This window comes from Kitasatospora sp. NPDC089913, from assembly GCF_044748625.1.
GTDB lineage: Bacteria > Actinomycetota > Actinomycetes > Streptomycetales > Streptomycetaceae > Kitasatospora.
Map to the genome: position 1 here is coordinate 18,952 of NZ_JBIVGI010000004.1, position 24,376 is coordinate 43,327.

A 24,376-nucleotide genomic window follows, 5' to 3' on the forward strand; every position below is an offset into this window, starting at 1 on the left:
GTTCACTTCGGAAGCCTGGTGTGAAGCACCGAAATCTGCGAACCGGCGACTCCGGATTCCCCGTTGGTGTCCACCAGCACGCTGGTGACCCAGTCACCGGTGGCCATCTCCCACGGCCAGTAGTCCAGCGCGCCGGCGGGCGGGCTCCCGGTCACTACGACCCGGTCCGTCTCGCCGCCGATGTGAACGGCGTCGACGGTGCCCTGGACCTTCTTGCACAGCGCCGCCGGCGCGGACGACATCAGGAGCACGCACATCCGGCCGAAGGCCAACCTCAGCACCATGCTGTTCATGTCCCGGTCGACCGGGCCGCTGCCCGCCCCGGAGACACCGGTCCGCCCCGAACCGTTGACGGCCTCTACCGCGAGGAGAGCGCCGCCGCTGCTCACCAGGGCGGGGCCGCCGAGGGACGAAGCGCCCAGAGCTCGGGCGTCGTTCTTGATCAGCCAGTCGCGGGTCGGTGACTTGTACTCGTCCGCTTCGGCGCCGTGGAAGACCTTCCCGATGCGAAGGCCGGTCGTGGCCCCGGAAAGTGCCGAGTGGTGCCGGGCGCCGGTGTTGGTGACGAGGACCAAGTCCAGTCCGAGATCGTTCGGCGGTTGTCCGCTTTGCCTGAGCACGTCCTGCAGGCTCGCGCGGATCCTCGTCACGGGCTCGGCTCCGGGTGTGTCGGACCCGCAGTCGACGAGGACGGTCACCGGGCGGTCGCCGGCGGGATCACCGCCGTCCGCCGAGGGCCACACCGGCAGTACGAGGAGCAGGCCGAAGTCGGATGCTTCCCCGAGTCCGGCGACGCGCACCGTCGGATCTCCCTGCGCACCCCCTGAAGTACTGGTTTCCACGCTTGTCTCCCGAACGGTCAGAGTTTCGTGGGCTGAACCGGCTCCCCTTTTTCGTTCCAGTACTCCCGTTCCCGCTTCCAGTTCGCGGGCGCGGTGTAGTTCCGGCTCCCTGGCGGCACCGCGGCATTGAAGCCGATGATCCCGTCGTAGCGCGCCGAGGGGTCGGTGAAGGGGTTGAAGACAGCAGCACTGGTCCTGCCGTTCTTCCGGCTCTCCCCGGCCGTCGACCTCAGGTGGCATTCCGTCAGCTTCGCAGGGGATTTCTTGTCGGCGCCGGCACTCATTACCACGGTGATAGTGTGCTTCGTGGCGTCGAGAACGGCCGTGCCGAGGATCCGGTACGGCGCGTCCCATTCTGCTTGCTCCCAGGCGTAGTTGCGCACCTCGGGAGTACTGTAAGGGAGTCGGGTCTCGTCCCAGATGTTTTTCTGGGCGGATATGTAGTATTTCGTGGGAACGATCCGGTAGCACCAGAAGTCGCGGGCCTCGATGGTGAGGGAATCTCCTTCCTTGTGAATTTTGAACCCCTGCTCCTCCAGTAGTTTGATCGCGAGGTCGATGCTGGAGCCGACCAGTCCCTTGAAGGCTCTGCGTCGGGCCTCTTTGAACAGGTGCAGCCCGAGGACCACCGAGGTGGTCGTACTGATCAGTCCGGTGTCACGCCCGATGAAGTCGTCCCCGGCGATGTGTTTGACGAGGTCGTAGTGCGTCCCGCGGGCAGTCAGGCCATTTGTGAACACGTCGTCCGGATGTCTGTCGTCGAATCGGTAGACCTCCCCCGGCCTCCACTCGTTCGCCACTCTCAGGATCTCCTTTCCCGGAGACACCTGTGTGCGCAACCCCGGGGGGACGGGAGGCTGCTGTTTGAACGAGTACTTCTCGTTGTGCATGAGACGGAAAACCTTCCGGTGTGCCGCCCGGACTCCATTTGTGCGCGACTGCATCAGGTCCGGTTCGCCCTCGTCCGCAGAGAACTCCGAACAGTCGCATGTCGTTCGACTACGGAGGTTCTGGTCCTACGGCAACACGGAGAGAGTCCCTCCGCAACCCTGAGTGCGGCGTCCGGACTGCGGCACAGCGCGTCTCATTCGTATACATATGACAGTCGACCATGAGGGACCACGCCGTCCATGAATGTTCTCGGCCGGTGCACGGAGCGCGGCCGTCGGCGCGTTCGGACCGCTCCGCTCGGACCGCCGCCCCGACGGCAGCACATCGAACACCGGTACCCTGGAACGCGGGCGCTCGATCGACCTCGGTGCGCCGGATTCTCCGGGAGAAGTACGGGACCGTCGTCGCGTCCCGGCCCCTCGAGGCGACGGTCCCCGCTCCCTGCGTTCGGTGCCCCGCCGTAGGCTGCGTCCTGTGCGTACACAGGTGATCGTCCTCAACGGAGGCTCCAGCTCCGGCAAGACCACGCTCGCTCGGGCCCTTCAGGACCTCCTGCCCGGCGCCTGGCTCGCGTTCAGTGTCGACACCCTTGTCGAGGCCTTGCCCGCCCGGCTGCGGGACGGCGCCGACGGCATCGCGGTCGACACCGAGACCGTCACCGTCGGGGACACCTTCCGGCTGCTCGACACGGCCTGGGCCCACGGCATCGCCGCCATGGCCCGGGCCGGCGCCCGCGTCGTCGTCGACGACGTCTTCCTCGGCGGCCCGGCCTCCCAGCAGCGCTGGCGGGACGCCCTCGACGGCCTGGACGTGCTCTGGGTCGGGGTGCACTGCGCCCCCGAGGTTGCCGCCGCCCGCGAAGCCGCCCGCGGCGACCGCGCGGAGGGCATGGCGGCCGCCCAGGCGGTCGCCGTCCACGGGGGCATCGACTACGACCTCACGGTCGACACCGGCACCCACCCGACCGCGTGGTGCGCGGCACAGGTGGCGTCCGTGGTGGCGGCTCGGGTGGCGGCCCGGGAGGAGCGAGTGCCGGGGGAGGCCGTGGGCGGTCCGGGGGCTCCTCTAGAGTTGGGGGCCGGTCCGGTGAACGGGGGCCGGTGGGTCTAGTGAGGAGCAGGTCGTGAGCGACGTGGCGGCTGTGCAGCGGGAGATCGCGCGGGAACTCCAGGTGGAGTCGGAGTTCGACGCGGAGGTGGAGATCGAGCGGCGGGTGGCGTTCCTGGCGGAGCGGCTGACCTCGACCGGCCTGCGGTCGCTGGTGCTGGGCATCAGCGGCGGCGTGGACTCGACGACCGCCGGCCGGCTGTGCCAGCTGGCGGTGGAGCGGGCGCGGGCGGCCGGGCACGAGGCGACCTTCTACGCGATGCGCCTGCCGTACGGCACCCAGGCGGACGAGGCGGACGCCCAGCTCGCGCTGGAGTTCATCCGCGCGGACCAGGTGCTCACGGTCGACGTGAAGGCGGCGAGCGACGCCACGCTGGACGCGGTGCGGGTCGGCGGGACGCGGTTCCGGGACGCCCACCACGAGGACTTCGTGCAGGGCAACATCAAGGCCCGGCAGCGGATGATCGCGCAGTACGCGGTGGCCGGCGCGCACGACGGTCTGGTGGTGGGCACCGACCACGCGGCGGAGGCCGTGTCCGGCTTCTTCACCAAGTTCGGCGACGGCGCGGCGGACGTGGTGCCGCTGACCGGGCTGACCAAGCGCCGGGTGCGCGCCGTGTCGGACGCGCTGGGCGCGCCGGCCGCGCTGGTCTGGAAGACGCCGACCGCCGACCTGGAGACGCTGAAGCCGGGCCTGCCGGACGAGGACGCGCTCGGCGTGACCTACGACGAGATCGACGACTTCCTGGAGGGCAAGCCGGTGTCGGAGGAGGCGTTCGCCACGATCGTCCGCCGCTACCGGCTCACCGAGCACAAGCGGCAGCTGCCGATCGCGCCCTGACGGCTCGGCCGTTCGGACATCGGGTGGCCCGGTGACCGCCGAGGATCCTCTCGGCGGTCACGGCGCCGGATCGGTCCGGAGCCGCGGTCGGCCTCCCTGTCGACCGGCCGGCCGGACCCGCACCGGATGTCAGCCGGCCGGACGCTGCCCGCGCAGCGGGACGGTCGCCACGGGCTCCCACGACAGCTCCCAAGCGGGCCGGCCGTCGGGGCCGGGCCGCGGGCGCCACAGGACGTCCAGCAGTTCGACACCGCCGATGCCGAGCGGGGCGTGGCTGGGCGAGATCCGGCGCAGTTCGGTCTGCAGGGCGTCCGAGGACGCGGTGTCGAAGGCGTAGCCGAGGGTGAGGTGGGGGCGCCCGCCGTCGTGGAGGAGCGCGCCGGGCCCGCGCGTCTCGCTGATGGCGTCGCGGACGCGGCGGCGCAGGGCGACCAGTTCGTCGTCGGGATGGCAGTCGAGGTAGGCGCCGGCCCTGGTGGCGACGGGGCTGCCGACGGTGACCCGGATCGGGCCGGTGCCGGCGAGGTGGCGGTGCAGCGCCTCCGCCAGGGTCGAGCGTTCGGCAGGCGTGATCCTGTCACTGGTGGTGTCGGCCACCATCTCCACGGTGCAGTGCAGGGTGCTGGTCATCGGGATGATCGGGAAGGCGGCCATGGCCTTGTGGGATTCGCCGACCAGCTCGGCCAGTTCGGGATGGGCCGCGAGGTCCGGTACCGCGTAGACGTGCAGCGCCCGGGCGCCACCCGCGGGCCAGTCCTGCCCCTGCCACTTCGGTACGAACCGTTCCATCGTTCTCCTTCGTGGATCGTCATGCGGACGGTGCAGCCGGTGCAGCCGGCGGTGAGGTGGGAGACGGCTGCTCGGCGGCGGTCAGCTGTGCGCGGACCCGTGTGGTGAGGGTGGCCATGTCGGCGGGGAACCGCGCTTCGAGGTCGATGCCGGTCGCCTCCGCGATCACGAGGAGGGAGAACAGGCAGTCCGACAGTTCGTGGGCGAGGGCCTCGCGGTCGGCCCTCACGTCGGTGCGGTGACCTTCGTGGGCCATGACCAGCTTCGCGAGGTCGCCGACGTCGCCCACGAAGCCGAGCGCGTAGTCGGTGAGGTCCCACCGCCGTCCGAGCCGTTGGTCGTTGAGCCGGTCGTAGGCGTCCCGGACTTCGCGTGCGGCGTCGTGCAGTCGTTTCCGGTCGGGCATCGTGTACTCCAAGGGCATCGGTGGCGGTGGCAGGTGTCTCAGGCGCCGACCAGGGCGCGCGGGTCGACGGAGCTGTCCCAGCCGTGGGTGGAGAACCCCCGTCGGTCGCCCGCGAGGTAGGCGGTGAGGGCGGCGTGCGAGGTGGGGAACATCGGGGTGGGCAGCGCCCCGGCGTCCGTCCAGAGGACGGCGAGGTGCTTGTCCGGTTCGGCGTTCGTCAGCTCGCCCTGCCAGGAGGTCGCTGCGAACACGGAGAGCAGGAACGGACCCTGGCCGTCCCACCCGGCCTTGACCTGGACGGTGTGGACCAGGTGCAGCTCCTCGGCGTCGACGGCCAGGCCCGTCTCCTCGCGCAGCTCGCGGGCGGCGGCCTCGTCGAGGCGCTCGCCCTCCTCGACCTTGCCGCCGGGGACGGTCCAGGCGGGCACGGCGGACCAGGTGTCGTTGGCGTAGTGCACACAAACGACCTTGTTGGTCCTCTCGTCGTGGACGATGACGCAGACGGCCTGACGCAGGGACTGCATGGGAGCTCCAACCGGTAGGAGGACAAGGGGCGTTCACATATCGTGGTTCGGGTCGTGCGGTCGACCGTGGTGATGTCGGTGCTGATGGCCGGGGTTCCGGGTAGCGCGATGGTGACGGCGAGCCGCGACGGGCGTCGGCGGCAAGCAGGGCCGGGCCCGTCCGAGGCCGAGTGGCGTTCGGCGAAGAGGCGGCGCCCGCTCTCGTCGACGATCTCCCCGACGCTCAGGTGCCGGGCGCGGTCGTGGGAGGGAGCGCACGCCCGGCGGCTCGTAGGGACCTGCCGCGTCGCGCAGCAGCCGGTCGGTGTCCCGGGGCGGGCGGGGCGTGGTCATGCGGGCCGGCCGACGGTGGACAGGGTGCTGCCGCGAGTGATCTCGCGGAGCGCGTGGGCGGCGTAGAGCACGGTGTCGCCCGGGCGCTGGGTGTTGTCGAGCGGATTCACGCGTTCCTCCCGGAGGCCGGGCCGACCGTGTCGGCGAGCAGTGGCAGGTAGTACTGGAGGCAGGGCGGGGCTTTCGGGTCGGCGAGGTGGGTGAGTCGGCGGAAGTCGATCACTGAGCAGGCTCCTCTGTGTCGTGGGCGGGCACGGCCGGACGGCCGGGGGACGTGAACTCGGCGGCCGGGTCGGTGCGGGCTCCACGAAGGCCGGCGGGCATGGGCGGTGTTCGAGCGCGGGGAGTCGGGCATCGGCATCCGGGCGCGGCAAGTACGGCATTGGGAAGATGAGTTGGATGGCCGGTCGGGGATCGAGGTGACTTGATGATGAAGCTGTTCGAATCGGCCCTTCAACCGGATTTCCTCCGGGCGAGCCCGGGTCGAACAGGGACATTTCGAACACTCGCAGCCACGCGCCAGTACCTCTTCCGCTCGACCGGGCGGGGGTCCGACAGGGGGGCGGAGCCCCGTGCGCAGACGGCGAGCGCCCGTTCGAGTGCGGTCTCCCGGCTCTGCTCGAGGTGCCGGCGGGCGCCGTCGTGAGCGGGGCGCCCGAGAGGGGCGGATCCGTCGCCGGATTCACTCGTTCGGCCGGCGGGCCGGCCGGGAGGTCGCCGGGCAGCGGAGGTGCCGGGGGCGGCGTGGCGCCGTGAGGACCGAGCCGAGTGCCTGCGTGGTGCTCCGGCGCAAGGGGCAGAGGGCGTCCGGGGAGGCGGCCGGATCCCCGGCGAGCACCGTGTTCCCCGTGCTGAGGCGGGGAATGTACGAGCATTTCTCGCCCGGGCTTCACGCAGCTGTTCTGACTGTCCGTCGGCAGCGTTGCCTACCGCACCGACCCGCTCACGCCGCGCACCCGCGGCCGGCAGGCCGGCCACGGGTGCGCGGCGCCCCGCCCCGGGCCGGCCGGGCGCCTACGGCACGTGGTCGTAGAGCTTGAGCGCGCTGGTGATGTCGGACCCCTTCAGCCAGAACGTGCCCTTGTTGCCGTAGCGGTCCCAGGCGACGATGCGCGAGGTGAACCAGGCCGACCAGGCGGTCAGCGGTCCGTTCGGGATGACCCAGCCGTCGCCGCCGGTGGTGGCGTGCACCCAGGTGCAGCACAGGTAGCGCCCGGGGTACTCCCGGTCGTAGATCCTCGCCCAGTCCGACCACAGGTTGCCCTCGGGGAAGTCGACGATCTGCCCCAGGCTGCCGCCGTCGTCCTCGGAGTAGTACGCGGAGTCGTGCGGCTCCTGGTACCAGATGTAGGCGCCGTAGAAGTCGTCGCGCCCGGACGGGATGCTGTACGCGACGAGTCCGTCGTAACCGTCGTCGCTGTAGTGGCCGTGCACCCGGAAGGTGACGAAGTAGTTGCCCGGCACGTTCAGGGAGAGGTAGTAGTTCCAGGCGTCCGTCGTCACGTCGGTGGTGTCGTCGCCGAACTGGGTCGTGGCGCGCGAGTAGTTCCAGGTGATGTCCCCCAGCATGTACGTCACGGCCGCCCTGGGGGTGAGCGCGACCTTGCTGTGGAAGCTCCCGTCCTGGGAGCTGGTGACGGTGTTCCCGGCATCGGTCACGACGCGCACGCCGATCGACTTCGGATTCGCCCCGGGCTGGCAGTAGACGTAGAACTTGACCTGCTGGGCGCCCTGGTCCGCCGTCGACGTCCCGGGGCGTTCGCCGGACCGGCCGGGGACCGCGACGAAGTCGTTGGCGACGTCCGTGTAACCCCAGCCCGTGCTGCCGCGCCAGTTGAGCTTCGTCCCGTCGACGTAGTCGACGAGCCAGAGATTGGCGACCAGGTCCTTGGGGTCGACCTCGATGCTCTTGCCGTGTTCGTCGACCGGCGTGATGTCGATCGTCACGCCGATCATGTTCTGACCGTTCGCGTAGACGTCGCAGTTCTGCTCGCCGCTCTCCAGAACCACGGAGAGCTTCGACACGTTCGTCCAGATGGGCACAGTCGTCTCCTTCGTTCGTGCGGGCCGGTGCGGGCCGGTGCGGGCCGGTGCGGGTCTGCGGGGGCCGGGGCGGTCCCGGACGGCGCTCAGTGGGCCGGGCGCGGTCGCCGCGGCACGTAGGAGTAGGTGGCCTCCAGGCCGAGGAACTCCCGGACCAGGTCGTCGTTGCGGCTGAAGCAGAAGGCCGCGATCACCTCGCACCCCGGATCGCTGTTGAGGATCTCCCCGATCCGGTCGATCGTCAGGTCGGGTGTGTTGTGGACGTACACCTGGTTCGCCCAGGTCGTCCGCAGCGGCCGGTTCGGCGCCCTCCTGAGCGCCCGGGGCGTCCGGCCGAGGTCCTCGACGAAGAAGCCGTACTCCGTGTGGCGGACGGTCCTGGCGCCGAGCGGGTCGCCGTGCGTTCCGCTGAGGATGTGGACCCGCTTCCCGCGCTTCAGCGCGTCCCGGGCGACGTCCTCGACCATGGTGCCGTTGACCGGGTCCTGGCTGACCCACACCCGTTCGCCCCTGGCGTTCTCCACGGACTGGAAGCTCCAGATCCGCCGGCCCGGCCGGATCATCGGCCGGCCGAGCAGCCCGGGGCCGACAGCGGGCGGCTCCAGCGCTCGGGCGGACGCCCCGCCCGCCTCCTCCGGCAGGGCGAGACCGCGCGCCGCCCCTCCGGAGAGTGCCGGGGCGCGCCCGGCCGCCGTGCGGGCGAAGCCCAGGCCGCCCGCGGCCAGCCCGGCCGCCCCGGTGCCGAGCGAGACCCAGCCGAGGATCGAGGACGCCTTGGGCGAGGCCGTCTCCAGCGCGCCTCCGACGATGGCGGTGACGTCGGAGGCGACACCCAGGGTGCCGACGACGAGCGTGGTCGCGGAGGCGGCGCCGATCGCGGCCATGACGCCACCGGCGGCGGCGATCGCCATGCCTCCGGTGACCACCGTCAGGGCGAGGCCCGCGATGCCCAGGCCGATGCCGAGCCAGGCCTGCCAGCTCAGGTGGCCCGAGGGGTCGATCCGGTTGACCGGGTCGCCCTCGCAGTACAGGTAGGGGTTGATGCCGCCCGCGCCGAAGGGGCTCAGGGTGTCGGGGGAGTTGAACCGCAGGAGGGCCGGGTTGTACGCCCGGGTGCCGTTGCCGAGGTGGTGCGCGCCGGTGACCGGGTCGCACGGCTGGCCGGCGAAGCCCAGCAGGCTGCCGGTCGCCCCGGGGGGACGCTGGCCGTGGGGGGTGAAGGCGTACTGCTCCCGGCCGTCGGCGCCGGCCGCCAGCCGCACCGTCCCGGTGCCGTCCGTAACGAGGAGCCCGGTCGATCCCCGGCGGACCTGCGCCACGTAGGTGCCGTCGGCGAGCTGGACCAGACGGCCCGGCCGGTCGTCCTCGACCACCGCCGCGAGGGCCTCGCCGCGGTAGTACCGGACGTCGGTGCCCCCGCCGGCCTCCTGGGTGAACAGGCGGTTGAGCGGATCGTATCCGTACCGGCTCGCCGGGCCCGCGGACCGCAGCCGGCCGAGGGCGTCGTAGCCGAGACTGCGGCCGGCGTCGTCGGTGGTCAGCCGTCCGGCGGCGTCGTAGCCCAGGTCGGTCCGCGACGGCCCCTTGCCGCCCGTCCGCCGGACGGCGGTCAGCTGGCACGGGTCCGACGGGTTCTCGAACAGGTACGTCGCGGTCCCGGAGCCGTCGGTGAACCGCGACCGGCACTGGGTGACGTTGCCGAAGGCGTCGTAGGCGAAGGTCTGCCCCACGACCTCGTTCCCGTCCACGTCGGTGGGCGGGGCCGGGCCGTCGCAGGTGTACGTGGCGAGCCGGTTGCGGCTGTCGTAGGTGAAGGTCTCGTCGCGCAGCAGGTTCGCGCCGTCGGAGAAGGTCCGGCGGCCGAGCAGGTCGTCGTCCTGCCAGTGCTGGACGAGCGACCAGGTGCCGCCCAGGTTGTCGCTCGTCGCGCGGAGCACCTCGCGGCCGAAGTCGTCGAAGGTCAGCGTCGTGGTCAGCGCGTACCCGGACTGCTGGTCCTCGGCGGTCCACCCGGTCGCCCGGCCCGCGCTGTCGTAGCTCGGCAGGACCCGCACGGCCGGGTCCGTGACGGCGGTGATCCGGCCGTGGAGGTCACGCGTGGTCCGCCGGGCGGAACCGTCCACCCCCACGTAGTCGTGCTCCAGTCCACCCAGGGTGAAGCTCCAGCCGGCCACGGCGTCGGGGTGCCCGGACCGGGCGGTGGTCTCCGTGCGCGGCAGGCCGGCGGCGGTGTACTCGCGGGTGACGGTGACCTCGCCCTCCTGGGCGCTGGTCAGGACGCCGGAGCGCGGGTCGTGGCCGAGCGCCTGGGTGACGGTCCCGGCCCGCACCGCGGAGACGGCGTTGTCGAGCTCCGGCACGAACGTGAAGGAGACCTGCTGCCCGTCCGGCGCGGTGACCACGGCGGGCAGCGGGTCGCTGTCCCGGGCGTACCGGTAGGACCAGGTGCGGCCGCCGGAGCTCGCCGCCGTCGACCGGCCCAGGCCGTCGAACTCCTGGGTGCCGTAGGGCACCGCGCCCACGGTGAGGCCCGTGCTGAGGCTGTCGGAGGAGAACGGCGCGTAGCCGCGGGTGGTGACCGTGCCGTCCGGCAGGGTGGTGCGGGTGGGCCGGCCGTGGGCGTCGTAGTCGTGGCTCGTGGTGCGGCCCGCCTCGTCGGTCGCGCGGCGCAGCCGGCCCCAGCCGTCGCGTTCCAGCACCCGCCGGCCCGCCGACACGCCCCGGAGGTCGAACCGCTCCATCGCGACCGGCTCGCCCCGGAGGTCGTGCGTCGTCACCCAGGTACCGGTCACCGGGGAGCCGCCGCCCAGGTGCCGCACCGTGGTGGTGAGCGCGACGGGATCCGTCGCCGCGGTCCGGCCGGTGCCGTCGCTGCACGCGCTGCCCGACACCTGGCCCCAGTCGTCGTAGGTGTACGTCTGGGTCAGATCGACCACCTGGCCGCCCCCGCCGGGCAGGTGGTCCGCCGCCGTGGCGGAGGACGTCCGGCCCTGCTCGTCGTAGGCCGTCCGCTGGACGGTGCACCAGCCGCCGTCGCCGTCGGTGTCCCGGCGCTCGCCCAGGACCGGCCGGCCCGCTCCGTCGAAGCTCGTGCGCTGCTGGTTGCCCAGCGCGTCGGTGGAGGTCACCACGAACGGCGCGGAGGTGCCGACCTCGTAGCTCCAGCTCTCGGTCGCCTCGTACGGGGTGTCCGGCCCGGTGGTGCGGGTCAGTGGGCGTCCCAGGCCGTCGTAGGTGGTCGCGACGACGTTTCCCTGCGGGTCGGTGGCCGAGCGCAGTCGCCCGGTGAACCGCGAACGGCGCTGCGAGCGCGTGACGGTGAGGCGGTCGTGCGTCGTCAGCGTGTGGGTCTGGACGAGCTCCTCGCCGTCCGTCCGGAACGCGAAGGTCTGGGAGGCGGTGTACGACGCGCCGCCCTCGCCGTCCGGGAACTCGGCCTCGTCCACCCCGGTGAGGCGGCCGAACTCCGGGCCCGAGGTGCTGTGGGCGAAGTCGTCCCGTTGCAGGAGCCGGCCGTCGGCGTACCGCCGCTCCGAGGACTTCAGCACCACGGTGGGCACCCGCGCGTCGGGCGTCGAACAGGCGGTGTAGGCGTAGGACGTCCGGTGGACCGGCGCGTCGAAGCCGGTCGGCGGCGGGGTGCGGGTGACGTCCTTGAGCCACCGGGTGAAGCCGTGGGGGTCGGGCGGGCAGTCCGCTCCGCTCCCGCCCGGCGGGTAGTACTCCCAGTCCGTCCGGGCTCCGTCGGGATCGGTCCGGCTCTGCGGATTGCCCGCCTCGTCGAATCCGGTCAGCGTGACCTCGCTGCGCGTCGCTCCGGTGGGTCCGGTCCAGGTGACCGTGTGCGTCCTCGGGAGCTGGAACCGCTCGTCCTGCTCGTCGAACGGGAGACCGGCGGTGGCGTAGTAGTCCGTCCGGACGTGCCGGGAGGAGCCGTTGCGGCCGGTCGTCTCGTCCGTCAGCAGGTGGTAGCTGTTGTACGAGCGGGTGGTGGTCGTGGTCGAGCCGCCGCAGGTGACCGATTCGGTGGAGCCGTAGGAGTAGTCGGTCATGACCCCGTAGAGCGTGTCCTGGTCCGGGTCCCAGGCGGCGCCGGAGTGGCCACCGAGGAAGTTGGTGTCCGTGTAGTCGTACTCCACCTCGATCTGCGGCTGCCCGCCGCCGGGGGCCCGGACGTACCGGTCCACGCAGGGCAGGGCGGGCAGGCCCGCGGAGTCCGGGAACCGGTGGCCGGATTCGTCCTGCCGGTAGGAGACCGTCTCGGACATCCCGCCCGGCGTGCTCACCGCGGTGATCCACGACCCCCACACGCCCTCCGGCCCCATCGGCTCGGCCGAGAGGCTCCACACCAGCGGCTCGTCCGCGCCGGGCCCGACGTGGAGCACTTCGGAGAGCAGGTTGTTCCGGAACCGCAGCTCGACGCGGAATCCCTCGGACCGGTCGGGCAGGACGTTCAGGGTGGCCTTGACGTCGTCGCCGTATTCCACGGTCAGCAGGCTGTCGCTCTCGTCACGGACCTCCTGCAGCCGCGGGAGGGGACCGTCACCGAAATCCCACGTCAGACTCAGGAAATGTCCGGCGGGCGTGATCAGTGCCGTGGGCACCTTGAGATCGAATCCGTTGTCCGGCCCGGTCAGGATCTCGACATCACCGGACTTGTGCACCACGCGGTAGGAATCGTCGTCCTTCGTCACCCGAACCGTGTCGAGCTTCTTCTGCATCAGAAAGACATCGGTGTCGGTCTCCAGTACTTTGTACTGCTCGCCGGAGGAGAGGGTCAGCAGCCGAGCGGCCCGGTCGAAGGTGGTCAGTCCCAGCGAAACCCCCTGCCCCAGGCCCACGTCGGCGCTGGTGAGCGGCGAGTATCCGAGGGTCAGCGGGAACGACGGTCCGAGGTTGCGATTGCCGACCGGGTTCCCCAGTCCGATCCGGACGTTGAACAGGCCGGTACGGGGATCCACACCCCCGGACACCGCGCTTCCGAAGCTTCCGGCCTGTGTGAAGAACGACGACATGGAACTCATGCTGAGGCTCCCGGGGCAACAGACGGCAGGAGAGAACCCGGCCCGCCGAAAGGGCCGGTTCACGCACCCGTGCAACATCGAACCGTCCTGCGGGGCGCCGCACACGGAACTCACGGTCCGGCTGATGCCCCTACGGCTTTCCTTCACTTTGACGCGCCGTCGGTCCCCGCGTCCTCGGCACCCGCAGAATGGCTGATTCCCGCGCCGGTCGGTCCGGTGACGAACGATCATCGCGAAGTCGGCCGACCGGTTCGGGATTTCGGTGCGAACCCGGCGGGCCGTGCGATCCGGGCAAGCCGCGTGATCCCGTCGGGCCGTGCGATCCGGGCAGGCCGCGTTGTCCGGGCGTGCGGTCGCGGAAGGTCGCTCACGCGGACCTGTCGCCGATCTGCCAGTCCCTCGGTGACATGCCGTAGGCGGCGCGGAAGGCGCGGCTGAAGTGGCTGGAGTTGGCGAAGCCCCAGCGCCGGGCGATCCCCGCGACCCCGACCTCGCCGGCCACCGGCCGCAGGAGGTCCCGGCCGCAACGTTCCAGCCGCTGCGTCCGGATCCACCCGCCGACCGTGACGCCCTCGCGCTGGAAGAGCTTGTGGAGGAAGCGGACCGACATGAAGTTCGCCTCCGCGATCGAGGACGGTGAGAGGTCCGGATCGCGGAGATTGCGCAGGATGTGGTCCTTGACGCGCTCCAGGGAGGCGTCGGTCCGCGAGTCCTGCGGCCGGGCACGTCCGCCCCGGTCGTCGATGAGCATCGCGAGCAGGTCGAGCGCCGTGGCCGCGGCGCGGCGCCCGAGGGCCTCGTCCAGTCCTTCGGCCTCCTGCGCCATCCGGGAGAGATAGGTCGCCACCAGCGCGGCGCTGCCCTCGGTGCCGCTGAAGGTCGTCGCGGTGAGCGCCCGCAGGTCCGTCTCCCGGATGTCGAGTTCCGCGCGGGGGAAGAGGAAGGAGGTGAAGACGAACTCCTCGTCGATCCTCTTGCGGAAGACGCGGGAGGTGTCGGTGAGGGAGAACTCGCCGGGGCGCACGAGGGTCTCCCGGCCGTCCTGCTCCTTGAGCGCGGTGCCGCGTTCCTGGAGGGTGAGGATGAGCGAGGAGGGGTCGCTGTCGGCGATCATGCGCCTGCCGCGCGCCACCACCTGCGGGCCGGCCTGGACCCTCGATATCCGTACGGGGCCCAGCCGGTGGCCGACGATCCGGCCGGGCGACGGAACCTTCTCCAGGAGGTTCACGGCCATCGGGACGAAGGCGTGGGAGACCGCCTCGTGCCAGCGCTCCGCCCGGTCGGAGGGGGAGAGGGACGTGGTGGAGAGGGGCGTGCTGGAGAGGGGCGTGGACACTTGGGTCCTCTCGGAGTGAGGGGGCATCAGGACACCGGGCCGCGGGTGTCGCGGTACTGGCTCGGTGAAATGCCGTACCGGGCACGGAAGGCGCGGCTGAAGTGGGCCGGGTCGGTGAAGCCCCAGCGCCGGGCCACGGCTGAGACGGTGCTGCGGCGGCCGTCCCGGCGTGCGAGTTCCCAAGCGGTCGCCCGGAGCCGGCGGCGCTGGATCAGGCGGCTGACGGTGACGCCCTCCCCTTCGAAGAGCTTGTGCAGGGAGCGGACCGAGATGCCGTGCGCGGCCGCGATCGTCTTCGGGTCGAGCCCCGGGTCCTGGAGGTACCGGTCGATGTAGGAGTGGATCTCCTGGATCCGGTGGTACCGGGAGTCCTCCTCGGCCGGCGCGCCGGGGGCGGTCTGCGCGGTGACCAGAACGGCCACCAGATCGGTGAAGTTGCGGGCCAGACGGCCGGTGACGAGTTCGGGGCAGTCGCCGGCCGTCTCGGTCAGGGCCAGCAGGGACTGCGCGACCAGGGCTGCGACCGGGCCGCCGGTGTCGGCGACGGTGGCCGTCACCCGCCGCAGTTGCTCGTCCGGGACGCCGAGGGCGCGGCGGGGGATCACGCACACTCTGACGTCCACGCCGTCCGGAGGGTCGACTCGGTGGGGGGCCTCGGAGTACCAGAAGGTGACCGCTCCCGCGGGCACCTCGGCGGTCCGGCCGTCCTGGCGCACCACCGCACCGCCGGCTCCCACGACCGCGACCACGAAGTACCCCTCGGCCTGCTGCGAGTCAGGGGCGACGGTCTCCCGCGCGTCACGGGCGGTGAGCTCCCGCGCGCCGGGGCCGCCGACCTCCCGTCCGCCACGCGCGATCTCCGGCGCGCCACAGGTGCGGCAGCGCGGAGCCGCCCCGGTCGTGATGAAGAGCAGGTGGCCGAGCCGCCGGGTCCTCGTCCGGCCCGGGTCCGCCGGGGTCCCGTCCGGGGCGACCGCCACGGTCACGGGGAAGGGGGCGACGGAGGCGGCCCGGTCGGGGGCGATGGAGGCGGCCCGGCCGGAGCGGCGAACCCTGTTTCCGTCGTCCGTCATGAGTCCTCTCCCTCCGTCGGCATGGCATCCAGCATGGGACACGGGATGACTTACGTCGGCGACAGGATGACTGTGCGGCGACTGCGATCGGTGTGTCGCCGGACACATGACTCTCAGCGCATTCGGGCTGTGCAACGCGTGCGCCTACACTGCATCGGTCCAGGTCGGAGCAGTGGCGAGAGGCGCAGAGGGACATCGGATGTCAGGCACCACCCTGTTCGGTCGGGAGGAGGAGCTGGCGGCCGTCGACGCATTGGTCGACGCCCTGCCCGGGCACGGCGACGCGCTGCTGATCCACGGGGGCCCCGGGACCGGCAAGTCCGCCCTCCTGGACCACGCCGCCGCCCGGGCCCGGAACTCCGGGTGCACCGTCCTCAGGGCAGTGGGTGTGCAGGCCGAGAGCCGGCTGCCGTTCGCGGGGCTGCACCAGCTGACCCGGACCTTGACGGATCGCCTCCCGCGACTCCCCGCCGCCCAGGCGAAGGCGCTGCTGGGCGCCTTCGGCATGGACGAGCGCGCGGAAGGACGTGGGGAGGACCGTGGGCAGGAGCGTACGGAGGAACGTGGGGCGGAGCATGCGGAGGAACGTGGGGAGGAGCCGCCGCCCGGCGCTTCCGCGCCCCGGTTCTTCATGATCGCCCTGGCCGTCCTCGGCCTGCTCGGCGAGGCGGCGGCCGAAACACCCGTGCTGCTGGTCGTGGACGACGCCGAGTGGCTCGACCCGCCGACCCTGGACGTGCTCGGGTTCCTCGCGCGCCGTCTCGGCACCGAGCCCCTCGGCCTGCTCCTCGCCGGTCGGGAGGACCGTACGGTGTGGCCGGGTGCCGCCGGCATCCGCGAACTGTGCCTCGGGCCCCTGGCGCCGGTCGCGGCCGACGCCCTGCTGGACGCCCGCCACCCCGCCCTCCCTTCGGGGACACGCCGCCTCGTGGCGGCGATGTCGGCCGGCAACCCCCTCGCGCTGACCGAACTCCCCCTCACCCTGGGGGCGGGCGGGACGTCCACGGAGTCGGCGATGACGCCGGAGCTTCCTCTCACCGCCCGACTCCGGCGCGCCTTCTCCTCGCCGTTGGCCGACCTGCCGTCCGACACCCGCCACGCGCTGCTGGTGGCGGCCACCGCCGACGACGCTTCGCTCGCCGAGGTCCTCGCCGCGGCTTCGGCCATGACCGGCACCGGGATCGCCGCACGTGCCCTGGAACCCGCCATAGCCGCGGGCCTGGTGCGCATCGACCGGTTCCGCATCGACTTCACCCATCCTCTGCTGCGCTCCGCCGTCCTGGCCTCGGCCCTGTTCGCGGACCGGCTCGCCGCCCACGGGGCGCTCGCCCGGACCCTCGACGAACAGCCCGACCGGCAGGCGTGGCACCGGGCCGCGGCCGGCGGCCGTCCCGACGAAGCCGTGGCACGGCAACTGGTCCGAGCCGCGCTCGGCGCGAGGGAGCGCGGTGCCGCAGCCGTGGCCCTGACGGCGCTGGAACGCGCCACCGCATTGAGCGAGTCCCCCTCGGGAAGCGTGGCCCGCCTCCTCGACGCCGCCGAGTTGTGCTTCGAACTCGGCCAGGCGGACCGGGTGTCGGCTCTGCTGCAGCAGGCCGAATCTCTGGGCCCGGACGTGCGGGAGCGGGCTCGCGTGGTCCTGCTGCGCGAATGGCTGGAGTCGGAGTCCGACACGAGCACGTCCCGGATACACCTGCTGATCGCCACGGCGGAGCAGGCCGCCGGGGCCGGTGATCCCGAACTCGCGCTGCGCCTGCTGCGCGTGGCCGCGTGGCGCTGCTGGTGGTCCGACCCGGGGTGGGAACTGCGGGAACGCGTCGTGGCGGCCGCCGAACGGCTGCCCGTCCCGGAACTCCACCCCGACCTGGTGTGCACGCTGGCCGGGGCCGCCCCGCTGGAGGCGGCGGCGACGGTGATCGACCGGCTGCGGCGTCTCGAACGCGAGGGCGGCTACGACGCCCTGACCGCCGCCACCCTCGGTAATGCCGCGATCATGGTGAACGGGTTCGACCACGTCAGCGGATTCGCCCGCCAGGCGGCGGACGGACTGCGCCGGCAGGGGCGGCGGGGCCCGCTGACCAAGACGCTGGTGCTGCTCGCCCTCGCCACCGTGCACACCGTCGACCGGGAGACCGGACTCCCGGCGGCGGCCGAGGCGGCGCGGCTGGCCGAGGAGACCGCGCAGCCGCGCTGGCTGACCGGAGCGCGGGTGGCGCAGGCGCAGTTCGCGGCGCTGCGGGGGGATCTTGACACGGCGCTGCTCGCGATCGGCGAGGCGGAGGGTCAGGGGCTGACCGTGGTCGACCCCTCCAAGCTCGCGTACATCCAGATCGCGCGCGGCCTCGTCGCGCTCGCCGCCGGCCGGCACGCCGAGGCCTTCTCCTGCGTCTGGCGGGTCTTCGACCCGGCCGATCCCGCCTACCACCCGTTCATGCAGACCATGGCCATCGCGGAGCTGGCCGAGGCCGCCACCGGCGACGAGCGTCGCGCGACGGCGAAGGCCGCCCTTCGACAGGTCGTCACGTTCGCGGGGACGAGCGAGGTGCAGATGATCCGGGTGAGTCTGGGATTCGCCCACGCCCTGCTCGCCGACGACGATGAGGCCGAGGAACGGTACCGGGCGGCCTTCGACCTGGACATGTCCCGCGCGCCCTTCGTCCGCGCCCGGCTCATGCTCGCCCACGGCACCTGGTTGCGCCGCCGTCGCCGGGTGATGGAGGCCCGGACCCCGCTGCGGATCGCCCGGGACTCCTTCGCGGCACTGGGTGTGGAGCCCTGGCGCGAACGGGCGTCCCAGGAACTGCGTTCGGCGGGCGAGGGCAGCACGGGGCCGAGCCGGACCGGCCGGGACCTTCTCACGCCCCAGGAGATCCAGATCGCCGGGCTGGCGGCGCAGGGCCTCTCCAACAAGGAGATAGGACGGCGGCTGAGCCTGTCGCCGAGGACGATCGGCGCGCACCTCTACCGCATCTTCCCGAAGCTCGGGATCACCTCCCGCAGTCAGCTGAGCGACGAACTGAGCGACGAACTGAGCGACGAACTGAGCGACGAACTGAGCGACGACCTGGGCACGGGCTGAGCACGGGCTGAGCACGGGCTGAGCGCGGACGCCGAGCGTGGACCGAGCACGGCGCGTGCCGGGCGGTGACCGGACGTCAGCCGGACATCAACCGGCGAGGCGTTCCAGCTCGGTGTCCCAGTCGATCGTGCCGGCCTCCGTGCCCGGGGGGACGAGCGCGAAGGTCTCCCGGCGGAGCCAACGGCGCAGCTGCCGGGGCGGGAGGTCGAGGAGGACGACGTCCTCGCGGTTGCGGAGCATGACGCGAAGGGCCGTGCGGCCGTGGCAGGTGCAGGGCGGCCAGACCCGGACGTCGCCGGAGCCGCTGGGCCTCTGCAGCCCTTCCCACAACAGGTCGCGGGAGAACCGCCAGACGCCGGCGTCGGCCGCGGGCCCCAGGAACGTGAGCGCGACGGCGAGCGGGTCGTCGCTGCGGTAACCGAAGCGCACAGGGACGTCGACGGACTCGTGCTCGCCCAGGACGAGCCGGGCGTCGAGGAGGATCTCGGTGCTGATCGCCTCCGAGTGGGGCCGGGAGCCGGGCAGCGGCTGGGGGGGCGGGCATGGAATCTCCTGGGTCGGTGTCGGTGTCGGGGTCGCGCTACGGGTGCCGGCGCCGGGCCCGCGCGGGTGACGGGGGCCGCCACGGGGCGATGTCCGGCGATTGCGGTGTCCGGTCGGACGGGGCCCGCCGGGCAGTGGGGAAGCCGACGCGGCAGGCGGTGTGGTGCTCCCGCCCCGGGCCCCGGGAGCTGCCGTCGCACAGGTGAGGCGGATTCGCCGCCCAGCCTAGGGGGCCGGGGCGGTGCGGATGTTCCGGAGGCGCACCGCGATGTGCGGTGCGCGCACCGTTCACCCGGTACGCGGGGCGGGGTTCGGGTTCCTCCTGGTCGTGCGGCCTCGCCCGCGAGGCCGGAGACCGGCGCTCCGGGGGGACCGTGCCGGTCGGTGCGAGCAGCCTGTGGCAGGCTCGAACTCCACGACGCCGAAGGCCATTTGATCAGCTCCGGATCCGCCCGTGGGGTCGTGCGAACAGCCTCCTCCAGGGGGCCGGCGCTGCCCGGGGAGGCTGCGGTCGAGGCCGGACGGAACGGCGTGGTCCTCCGTCCGTCGAAGCCTTGTCCATCCGGTTTTGCTCCTTGTATGAATGGCGCCAGGAAGCCATTGATCATGAAGAAGTCGAATCGGCGCGCCCGTCCCGGGGAGGAGGCGCTCCAGTCGCTACCCCCTCCCGCACCCCCTCCCGCACCCGCTTCCTGCACCCGCACAGAACCAAACGAACCGGTCGGAGTCTCCCGTGAGCCAGTCGGGTCCCTCACCCATGTCCGAGAACGAGCACCACCAGCTCGACCAGGCCGCCCGCGACGGCGGCGGCAGCTGCATCGACATCCTCTCCCCGCCGCCCGGAACCGATCCCGGGGACTGCCTCTACGTCGTCCTGCACGTCCGGGGCACGGCCTCCGTCCGGCGCCGGGGCGACAGCACCACCCTGGCGCCCGGGGACCTCCTGATCGGCACCACCCCGCACCCCGCGGGCCTGCTGCAGGACTCCGAATGCCGGATGGTCCGCTTTCGCATCCCCTGCTTCTACCTGGGCGTCCGGCACGGTGACGTCCGGCGTACGGGCGGGCTGCTGGCGCGGGGGAGTGAGGGGATCGGCTCGCTCGCCTCCCAGTTCCTGCGGACCCTCACCACCCAGGCCCGGGCCCACCGCGCCCGGCCGGGCAACCACCTCGCGCGCAGCGTCTCCGACATCGTCGCCGTCCTGGTGACCGACCTGCTCGAACGGGAACAGCCGGAGCACCCGACCGGCGCGGCCGAGCTGCTGTCCCGCATCCGCGCCCACATCGAGGACAACCTCGCGGACCCGGACCTCTCGCCCGACTCGGTCGCCCGGTCGCAGCACATCTCGGTGCGCTACCTGCACAAGCTGTTCCAGCAGGACGGGACGACGGTGGGCCAGTGGGTACGGCAGCGGCGCCTGGACGCCTGTCGCCGGGAGCTGGAACGTCCCTCCCGGCGGCAGACCAGCGTCTCCGCCGTCGCGCACCGGTGGGGCTTCGTCAGCCACTCCCATTTCAGCCGGGCGTTCCGTGAGACCTACGGGGTCTCCCCGCGGGAGTGGCAGGCCTATGCCGTACAGGCCGACGGTCACAACCCGGCCTCCTGATTCCGCCGCCGCGGCGCCCCGACCGCCGCGGCGGCGCCCGACAGGCCGCCCGCCGACCTCTCCGGCCGGGCCGCCGTCCGGCCCGGCGCGGCCGGTCGAGGGCCAAGGACACCTGTGCCGACCGCCCGTGGACCGGTCACCGCCCCTGCCCCACGCCCCGGCCGCACAGCCGGCCGCGCGGTACGCGAGCCAGGCCGCCCGGCCGCGGGGCGGGGCCGACCCGTCCCGGCGCCTGCTCAGTCCGTCCGGCCGCTTCCGGTCGGGTCGCCGTCGTCAGGCACCGCCGACCGCCCCGCCGACGGGAGACCCTCGCGGGCGCGGACCATGTCAGCACGTGCGTGCACAAGGAGGGCGAGCGCCTTCAGTATCCCTGCGACGCTGAGTCCGGTCGCTGTCATCAGTCCGCCGACCGCTGTGATGATCTGCGCCGTGTCCGACGGGCTGAACCGCTGCTGCCCAAGGCTCTCCAGCACGTTGTGCGTGGCATGGACGGCGACGTAGTAGCCGGCTGTCGCGAGCCAGAGGAGCACAATCACGGCGAAGAATTCCGCCTGCCGTTCGGCTCGGTGCACACGTTCCTGCCGCTGTGCCCGGTCACGTTGCCTGCTCTGCCGATTCTGCCGCTCCGTCGCGCGACTGTGGGAGACAAAGGCATTCCAGGTCAGGAAATCCGACGTTGTCGCGGCCAAGGCCTTTGACGCCGAATCGCCCACGGCGGTGTCCATCTCCAGCTGGACCTCCGTACCGCCGTCCGACGGCGCGTGTATCCGGGCTGTTCCGCCGTGCCGCCGCATTCGGCCGATGATCGATTCCCGGATGCCCGTCCGGTCATCGGGTACCGAAGCCGGATCGAATCCCGGCCCTCGGTCCCGCACCGAAAGGAAGACCGTGCCGGCCGTCACCTCGCAGTACACCGACACGGCCCCTCTGCCACCGAATCTGGCAGCGTTGACCATCGCCTCGCGCGCTGCCAGTGCGAGCCCGGCCAGCCTCTCGTCGAGCGGGCAGTCGCCGACGAGGACGCTTGTCACGGGGACACCGTGAATGTCCTCGACCTGGGCGAGGACCAGCCGCACGGCCTCGACCAGCGTCGTCGGGTCCCCGGACGGTTCGGCCGGTCCGCGGCCCCCGTGCTGCGCCACTCGTTCTCCCCTCGCCCTGAACCGCGGCCGCCCGTCACGAGCAGGTCGCCCCACTGTACGAGAGCAGGCTCGCCCGTTTCAGGGGAACAACTGACCAGGCCTCAAAGATCCCCGGTCGTTGTGGTGTCGGAGCCCCGGAACCGGCTGTGCGGCCGTCGACCGGTCGGAGCGGGTGGCGAAGCCGGGACGGTGGACGGCCAACGACGTCCGGGCACCGCACGAACCGCTGCTCCTGCTCGGGAGTGCTCGAAGCCCCGAGGGGCACCGGATGTGTCCGGTGCCCCTCGGGGTGCGGTCGTGCAGGCCGGCCGTCAGCCGGTGAAGGTCACGTCCCAGTGGTTGCCCTCGTTGGCGTAGACGTTGCCCGAGGGGGCGGTGTAGAGGGCGGCGCCGTCGCCGCGGATGCCGCTGTAGGCGAAGTTGCCGGTGATGTGGCTGGTGAGGCAGCTCACCATCGCGAAGTCCAGCTTGTAGCCGTTGGCGTGGCTGTAGGTACCGGCGGCGTGGCCGGTCTCGGTGCCACCGGTGATGGTCAGGCCGCAGCCGCCCACGGCGTGCTTGAGCGCGACGGCGCCGTCCGCCGAGGCGCGGCGCAGGCCGTCGAAGGAGGTGCAGCTGCTGCTGTTGCGGTTGGAGCAGTTGCCCGAGGAGGACCAGGTGATGCCCGCGGAGGAGAGCAGCGAGGCGGCCTGGGACTGGCTGAGCACGTCGCCGGTGCCGCCGCCGGTGCCGCCGCCCCCGCCGGAGAGCAGGGCGGACCAGGTGGCGGGGCCGACGATGCCGTCCACCGGGCTCAGGCCCGCGGACTGCTGGAAGCCGCGCACCGAGGAGTCGGTGCCGGCACCGAAGGCACCGTCCACGGAGAGGTTGGCGCCGCGGGCGTTCAGCTGGACCTGGAGCGCCTTGACGGCGTCGCCGTTGTCGCCCTGGCGGACGGTGACGATCAGCTTCGGCCAGGTGCCGCCGCCGACCACGCCGTCCACCGGGCTCAGGCCGTTGGCGCTCTGGAAGCTCTTGACCTTGGCCTCGGTCGCGGGACCGAACGCGCCGTCGGCGCCGGTCGCGTAGCCACGGGCGTTCAGCAGGTACTGGACGGTGGACACCTTGGCGCCCTGGTCGCCGCTGCGGACGACGGGCCAGCTCGCGGCATGGGCGGCGGGGACGGACAGCACGGCTGCCAGGAGGGCGGCGAAGACCGCGGCCACTGCGGCCGGGAAGCGCTTCACGGGAGTTCCTCACTTCTGCGGAGGGGACGAGGGGAGGAGGGGAGGAGAGGACGGGCAGGTCGAGGGGACCGGTAGCCACCGTCGACCGACGGCCCCGGGAACGGGCGGGGCCGGGCCGGGCTACCAGGTCGGCAGGTTCTCCCAGCAGGTGTTGCCCCAGTCGTGCTCGTTGTGGACGATGATCTCCAGCAGCTGGGAGCCGGTCTGGACGCCGATGATCCCGTCCACGTCGAGGTGGTTGGCCTTCTGGAACTGGCGCACGGCGCTCTCGGTACGGGCGCCCCAGATTCCGTCCGTCTGGAGGCCGGAGTGCAGGGAGGCGTTCAGCGCGAGCTGCACGCACTTGACGCCGGTCCCGCGGTCGCCGTAGGCGATCTCGCCGGCCGTGGGCCGTGCGCTGGCGGTGCCCGCGAGAACGGTGACCGCGACGGCGGCGGTGGCCGTCACGACGGCGGCGCGCTTGATGATCGGGAACACGGACATGGTGGGGCTCCTGGGAGAGGTGGGTGAGGGCGGACGAACGACCGCCGGTTGCCGACACTAGGAAGCCCCGAAGGCGTCCCGCGAACGTTTCGCGTCCCTGGGACGCCCTCCCTCCCGGGTGTGCCGGCCGGGGACGGAGCCGGATTCGTCGTGCCTGGTCAGGAGTGCTGCGCACCGGCTCCGCAGTGCGGGCGGCGACGGTGTCCCACGGCGTCCTTCCACGAAGGCCGTGTCTCACATCGCGAGGTGACGGTGTCTCAAACCGCAGCTCAGGACGGTGGCATACGTCGTACGCGTCCCAAAGTCCGGAAAATTGTGGATCTTCGTCCCGGGAATGGGACAGAGTGGATCAGGTACGCAGTACGTGACCCGGGGAGGGCCGTGCTGCGGGAGGGCGCACCGCGGGGGCGGGCTCGGCCGCCGGGCGACCGGTACGGCCCGTGGGGACCGGCCGGCGGGAGTGCGGTACGGCACCCGGCTCCGTCACGCGTCCTCGAACGCACTGGAACCACCTGGGGGATACACATGATGGACCGTCTTCTTCCGTCCGGCGAAGCGCAGAAGGGCGCTGTCGACCGGCTCTCCGAGGAGCTTCAGTCGCTGAAGTCCTCGTCCGGCCTCACCTACGCCCGGATCAGTGAGCACACCCACTACGCGAAGTCCTCGTGGGAGCGATGGGTGAACGGCAAGCAGTTCCCGCCGCGTGACGCCGTCGAGCGGATCGCCGCCGTGTGCCAGGCCGACGAACGGCATCTGCTGGAACTGTGGAGCCAGGCGGAGGCCAGCCGCACCCCGGCCGCCGCACCGGGCACTGCCGGCCGCTCCGGCACGCCGGGCGAGGGGGAGCCGGCCTCGCCGGACCACCGGCAGGTGGCTCTGTGGTCGCTGACCGTGCTGGCACTGGCCCTGACGGCGGGTCTGGCGCGCTCCGTCGTCCAGGGACGGGAGCTGCGGCGCGGCATCCTGCCCGGCGGCACCCTTCCCGGCGGCGGCGTGTAGCGACGACACGAGCAGGGCCCCACCCCGCCCGGGGTGGGGCCCTGCCCGCTCTGTCCGCGGCCGTGCGCCGATCGAGGTGGATCCGTGCG

At 72.3% G+C, this 24,376-nt stretch carries 17 protein-coding genes and 2 pseudogenes; 5 read left to right on the plus strand and 14 right to left on the minus strand.

Annotated features, from left to right (window positions below; genetic code table 11):
- Positions 1 to 2: 2 nt before the first annotated feature.
- Complete coding sequence (locus ACIPYS_RS08315) at positions 3 to 800, minus strand: hypothetical protein (protein ID WP_400744761.1); 798 nt, start codon at positions 798 to 800, stop codon at positions 3 to 5.
- Positions 801 to 859: 59 nt separating this feature from the next.
- Positions 860 to 1,732: a hypothetical protein gene (locus ACIPYS_RS08320; RefSeq protein ID WP_400744763.1), complete on the minus strand. Its 873-nt coding sequence runs from the start codon at positions 1,730 to 1,732 to the stop codon at positions 860 to 862.
- 475 nt (positions 1,733 to 2,207) lie between these two features.
- Here ACIPYS_RS08320 and ACIPYS_RS08325 point away from each other — a divergent pair, with 475 nt between their 5' ends.
- Both ACIPYS_RS08325 and nadE read left to right on the plus strand, forming a co-directional pair.
- Entirely contained in the window at positions 2,208 to 2,843 is a 636-nt protein-coding gene (locus tag ACIPYS_RS08325; RefSeq protein WP_400744764.1) for a chloramphenicol phosphotransferase CPT family protein, read from the plus strand.
- 13 nt (positions 2,844 to 2,856) lie between these two features.
- Positions 2,857 to 3,681, plus strand: a complete 825-nt coding sequence (gene nadE, locus ACIPYS_RS08330) for an ammonia-dependent NAD(+) synthetase (RefSeq protein ID WP_400744765.1) — start codon at positions 2,857 to 2,859, stop codon at positions 3,679 to 3,681.
- A gap of 129 nt (positions 3,682 to 3,810) precedes the next feature.
- Here the strand turns inward: nadE and ACIPYS_RS08335 are convergent, their stop codons facing one another.
- The 7 genes from ACIPYS_RS08335 to ACIPYS_RS08365 form a co-directional block, all read right to left on the minus strand.
- Positions 3,811 to 4,470 (minus strand): 2'-5' RNA ligase family protein, encoded by a 660-nt coding sequence (locus tag ACIPYS_RS08335; RefSeq protein WP_400744767.1) that lies wholly within the window; start codon positions 4,468 to 4,470, stop codon positions 3,811 to 3,813.
- 19 nt (positions 4,471 to 4,489) lie between these two features.
- Positions 4,490 to 4,876, minus strand: a complete 387-nt coding sequence (locus tag ACIPYS_RS08340; protein WP_400744769.1) for a nucleotide pyrophosphohydrolase — start codon at positions 4,874 to 4,876, stop codon at positions 4,490 to 4,492.
- Between the two features lie 38 nt (positions 4,877 to 4,914).
- A complete protein-coding gene (locus ACIPYS_RS08345) occupies positions 4,915 to 5,400 on the minus strand; it encodes an NUDIX domain-containing protein (protein ID WP_400744770.1) in 486 nt (161 codons plus the stop codon).
- Positions 5,401 to 6,747: 1,347 nt separating this feature from the next.
- Positions 6,748 to 7,776, minus strand: coding sequence for a hypothetical protein (locus ACIPYS_RS08350; protein ID WP_400744771.1), 1,029 nt, complete (start codon positions 7,774 to 7,776; stop codon positions 6,748 to 6,750).
- A gap of 86 nt (positions 7,777 to 7,862) precedes the next feature.
- Positions 7,863 to 12,737 carry an RHS repeat-associated core domain-containing protein gene (locus ACIPYS_RS08355; RefSeq protein WP_400744772.1) on the minus strand — a complete coding sequence of 1,625 codons (4,875 nt, stop codon included), beginning with the start codon at positions 12,735 to 12,737 and terminating at the stop codon, positions 7,863 to 7,865.
- Between the two features lie 430 nt (positions 12,738 to 13,167).
- Positions 13,168 to 14,136, minus strand: coding sequence for a helix-turn-helix domain-containing protein (locus ACIPYS_RS08360; protein WP_400744773.1), 969 nt, complete (start codon positions 14,134 to 14,136; stop codon positions 13,168 to 13,170).
- Between the two features lie 26 nt (positions 14,137 to 14,162).
- Positions 14,163 to 15,209 (minus strand): helix-turn-helix domain-containing protein, encoded by a 1,047-nt coding sequence (locus ACIPYS_RS08365; protein WP_400744774.1) that lies wholly within the window; start codon positions 15,207 to 15,209, stop codon positions 14,163 to 14,165.
- 199 nt (positions 15,210 to 15,408) lie between these two features.
- Between ACIPYS_RS08365 and ACIPYS_RS08370 the strand changes: the two genes are divergently transcribed.
- A complete protein-coding gene (locus ACIPYS_RS08370; protein WP_400744776.1) occupies positions 15,409 to 18,288 on the plus strand; it encodes an ATP-binding protein in 2,880 nt (959 codons plus the stop codon).
- A gap of 87 nt (positions 18,289 to 18,375) precedes the next feature.
- Here ACIPYS_RS08370 and ACIPYS_RS08375 read toward each other — a convergent pair whose 3' ends face one another.
- Positions 18,376 to 18,717, minus strand: a complete 342-nt coding sequence (locus ACIPYS_RS08375) for an SsgA family sporulation/cell division regulator (RefSeq protein ID WP_400744778.1) — start codon at positions 18,715 to 18,717, stop codon at positions 18,376 to 18,378.
- Positions 18,718 to 19,588: 871 nt separating this feature from the next.
- Between ACIPYS_RS08375 and ACIPYS_RS08380 the strand changes: the two genes are divergently transcribed.
- Positions 19,589 to 20,437 carry a helix-turn-helix domain-containing protein gene (locus ACIPYS_RS08380; protein ID WP_400744780.1) on the plus strand — a complete coding sequence of 283 codons (849 nt, stop codon included), beginning with the start codon at positions 19,589 to 19,591 and terminating at the stop codon, positions 20,435 to 20,437.
- A 713-nt stretch (positions 20,438 to 21,150) separates the two neighbouring features.
- On the opposite strand, the pseudogene ACIPYS_RS08385 reads toward ACIPYS_RS08380, so the two are convergent.
- The 4 genes and pseudogenes from ACIPYS_RS08385 to ACIPYS_RS08400 all read right to left on the minus strand — a co-directional run.
- Positions 21,151 to 21,549: pseudogene (locus ACIPYS_RS08385) on the minus strand (sensor histidine kinase); the annotation flags it as partial.
- A gap of 341 nt (positions 21,550 to 21,890) precedes the next feature.
- Positions 21,891 to 22,562 (minus strand): peptidoglycan-binding protein, encoded by a 672-nt coding sequence (locus ACIPYS_RS08390; protein ID WP_400745191.1) that lies wholly within the window; start codon positions 22,560 to 22,562, stop codon positions 21,891 to 21,893.
- A pseudogene (locus tag ACIPYS_RS08395) lies at positions 22,539 to 22,805 on the minus strand (peptidoglycan-binding protein); the annotation flags it as partial. The pseudogene ACIPYS_RS08395 and the gene ACIPYS_RS08390, both read right to left, overlap by 24 nt.
- A gap of 120 nt (positions 22,806 to 22,925) precedes the next feature.
- Complete coding sequence (locus tag ACIPYS_RS08400; protein WP_400744782.1) at positions 22,926 to 23,288, minus strand: peptidoglycan-binding protein; 363 nt, start codon at positions 23,286 to 23,288, stop codon at positions 22,926 to 22,928.
- Between the two features lie 528 nt (positions 23,289 to 23,816).
- On the opposite strand from ACIPYS_RS08400, the gene ACIPYS_RS08405 reads away from it, so the two are divergent.
- Entirely contained in the window at positions 23,817 to 24,287 is a 471-nt protein-coding gene (locus ACIPYS_RS08405) for a helix-turn-helix domain-containing protein (RefSeq protein ID WP_400744784.1), read from the plus strand.
- The last annotated feature ends 89 nt before the right edge of the window (positions 24,288 to 24,376 follow it).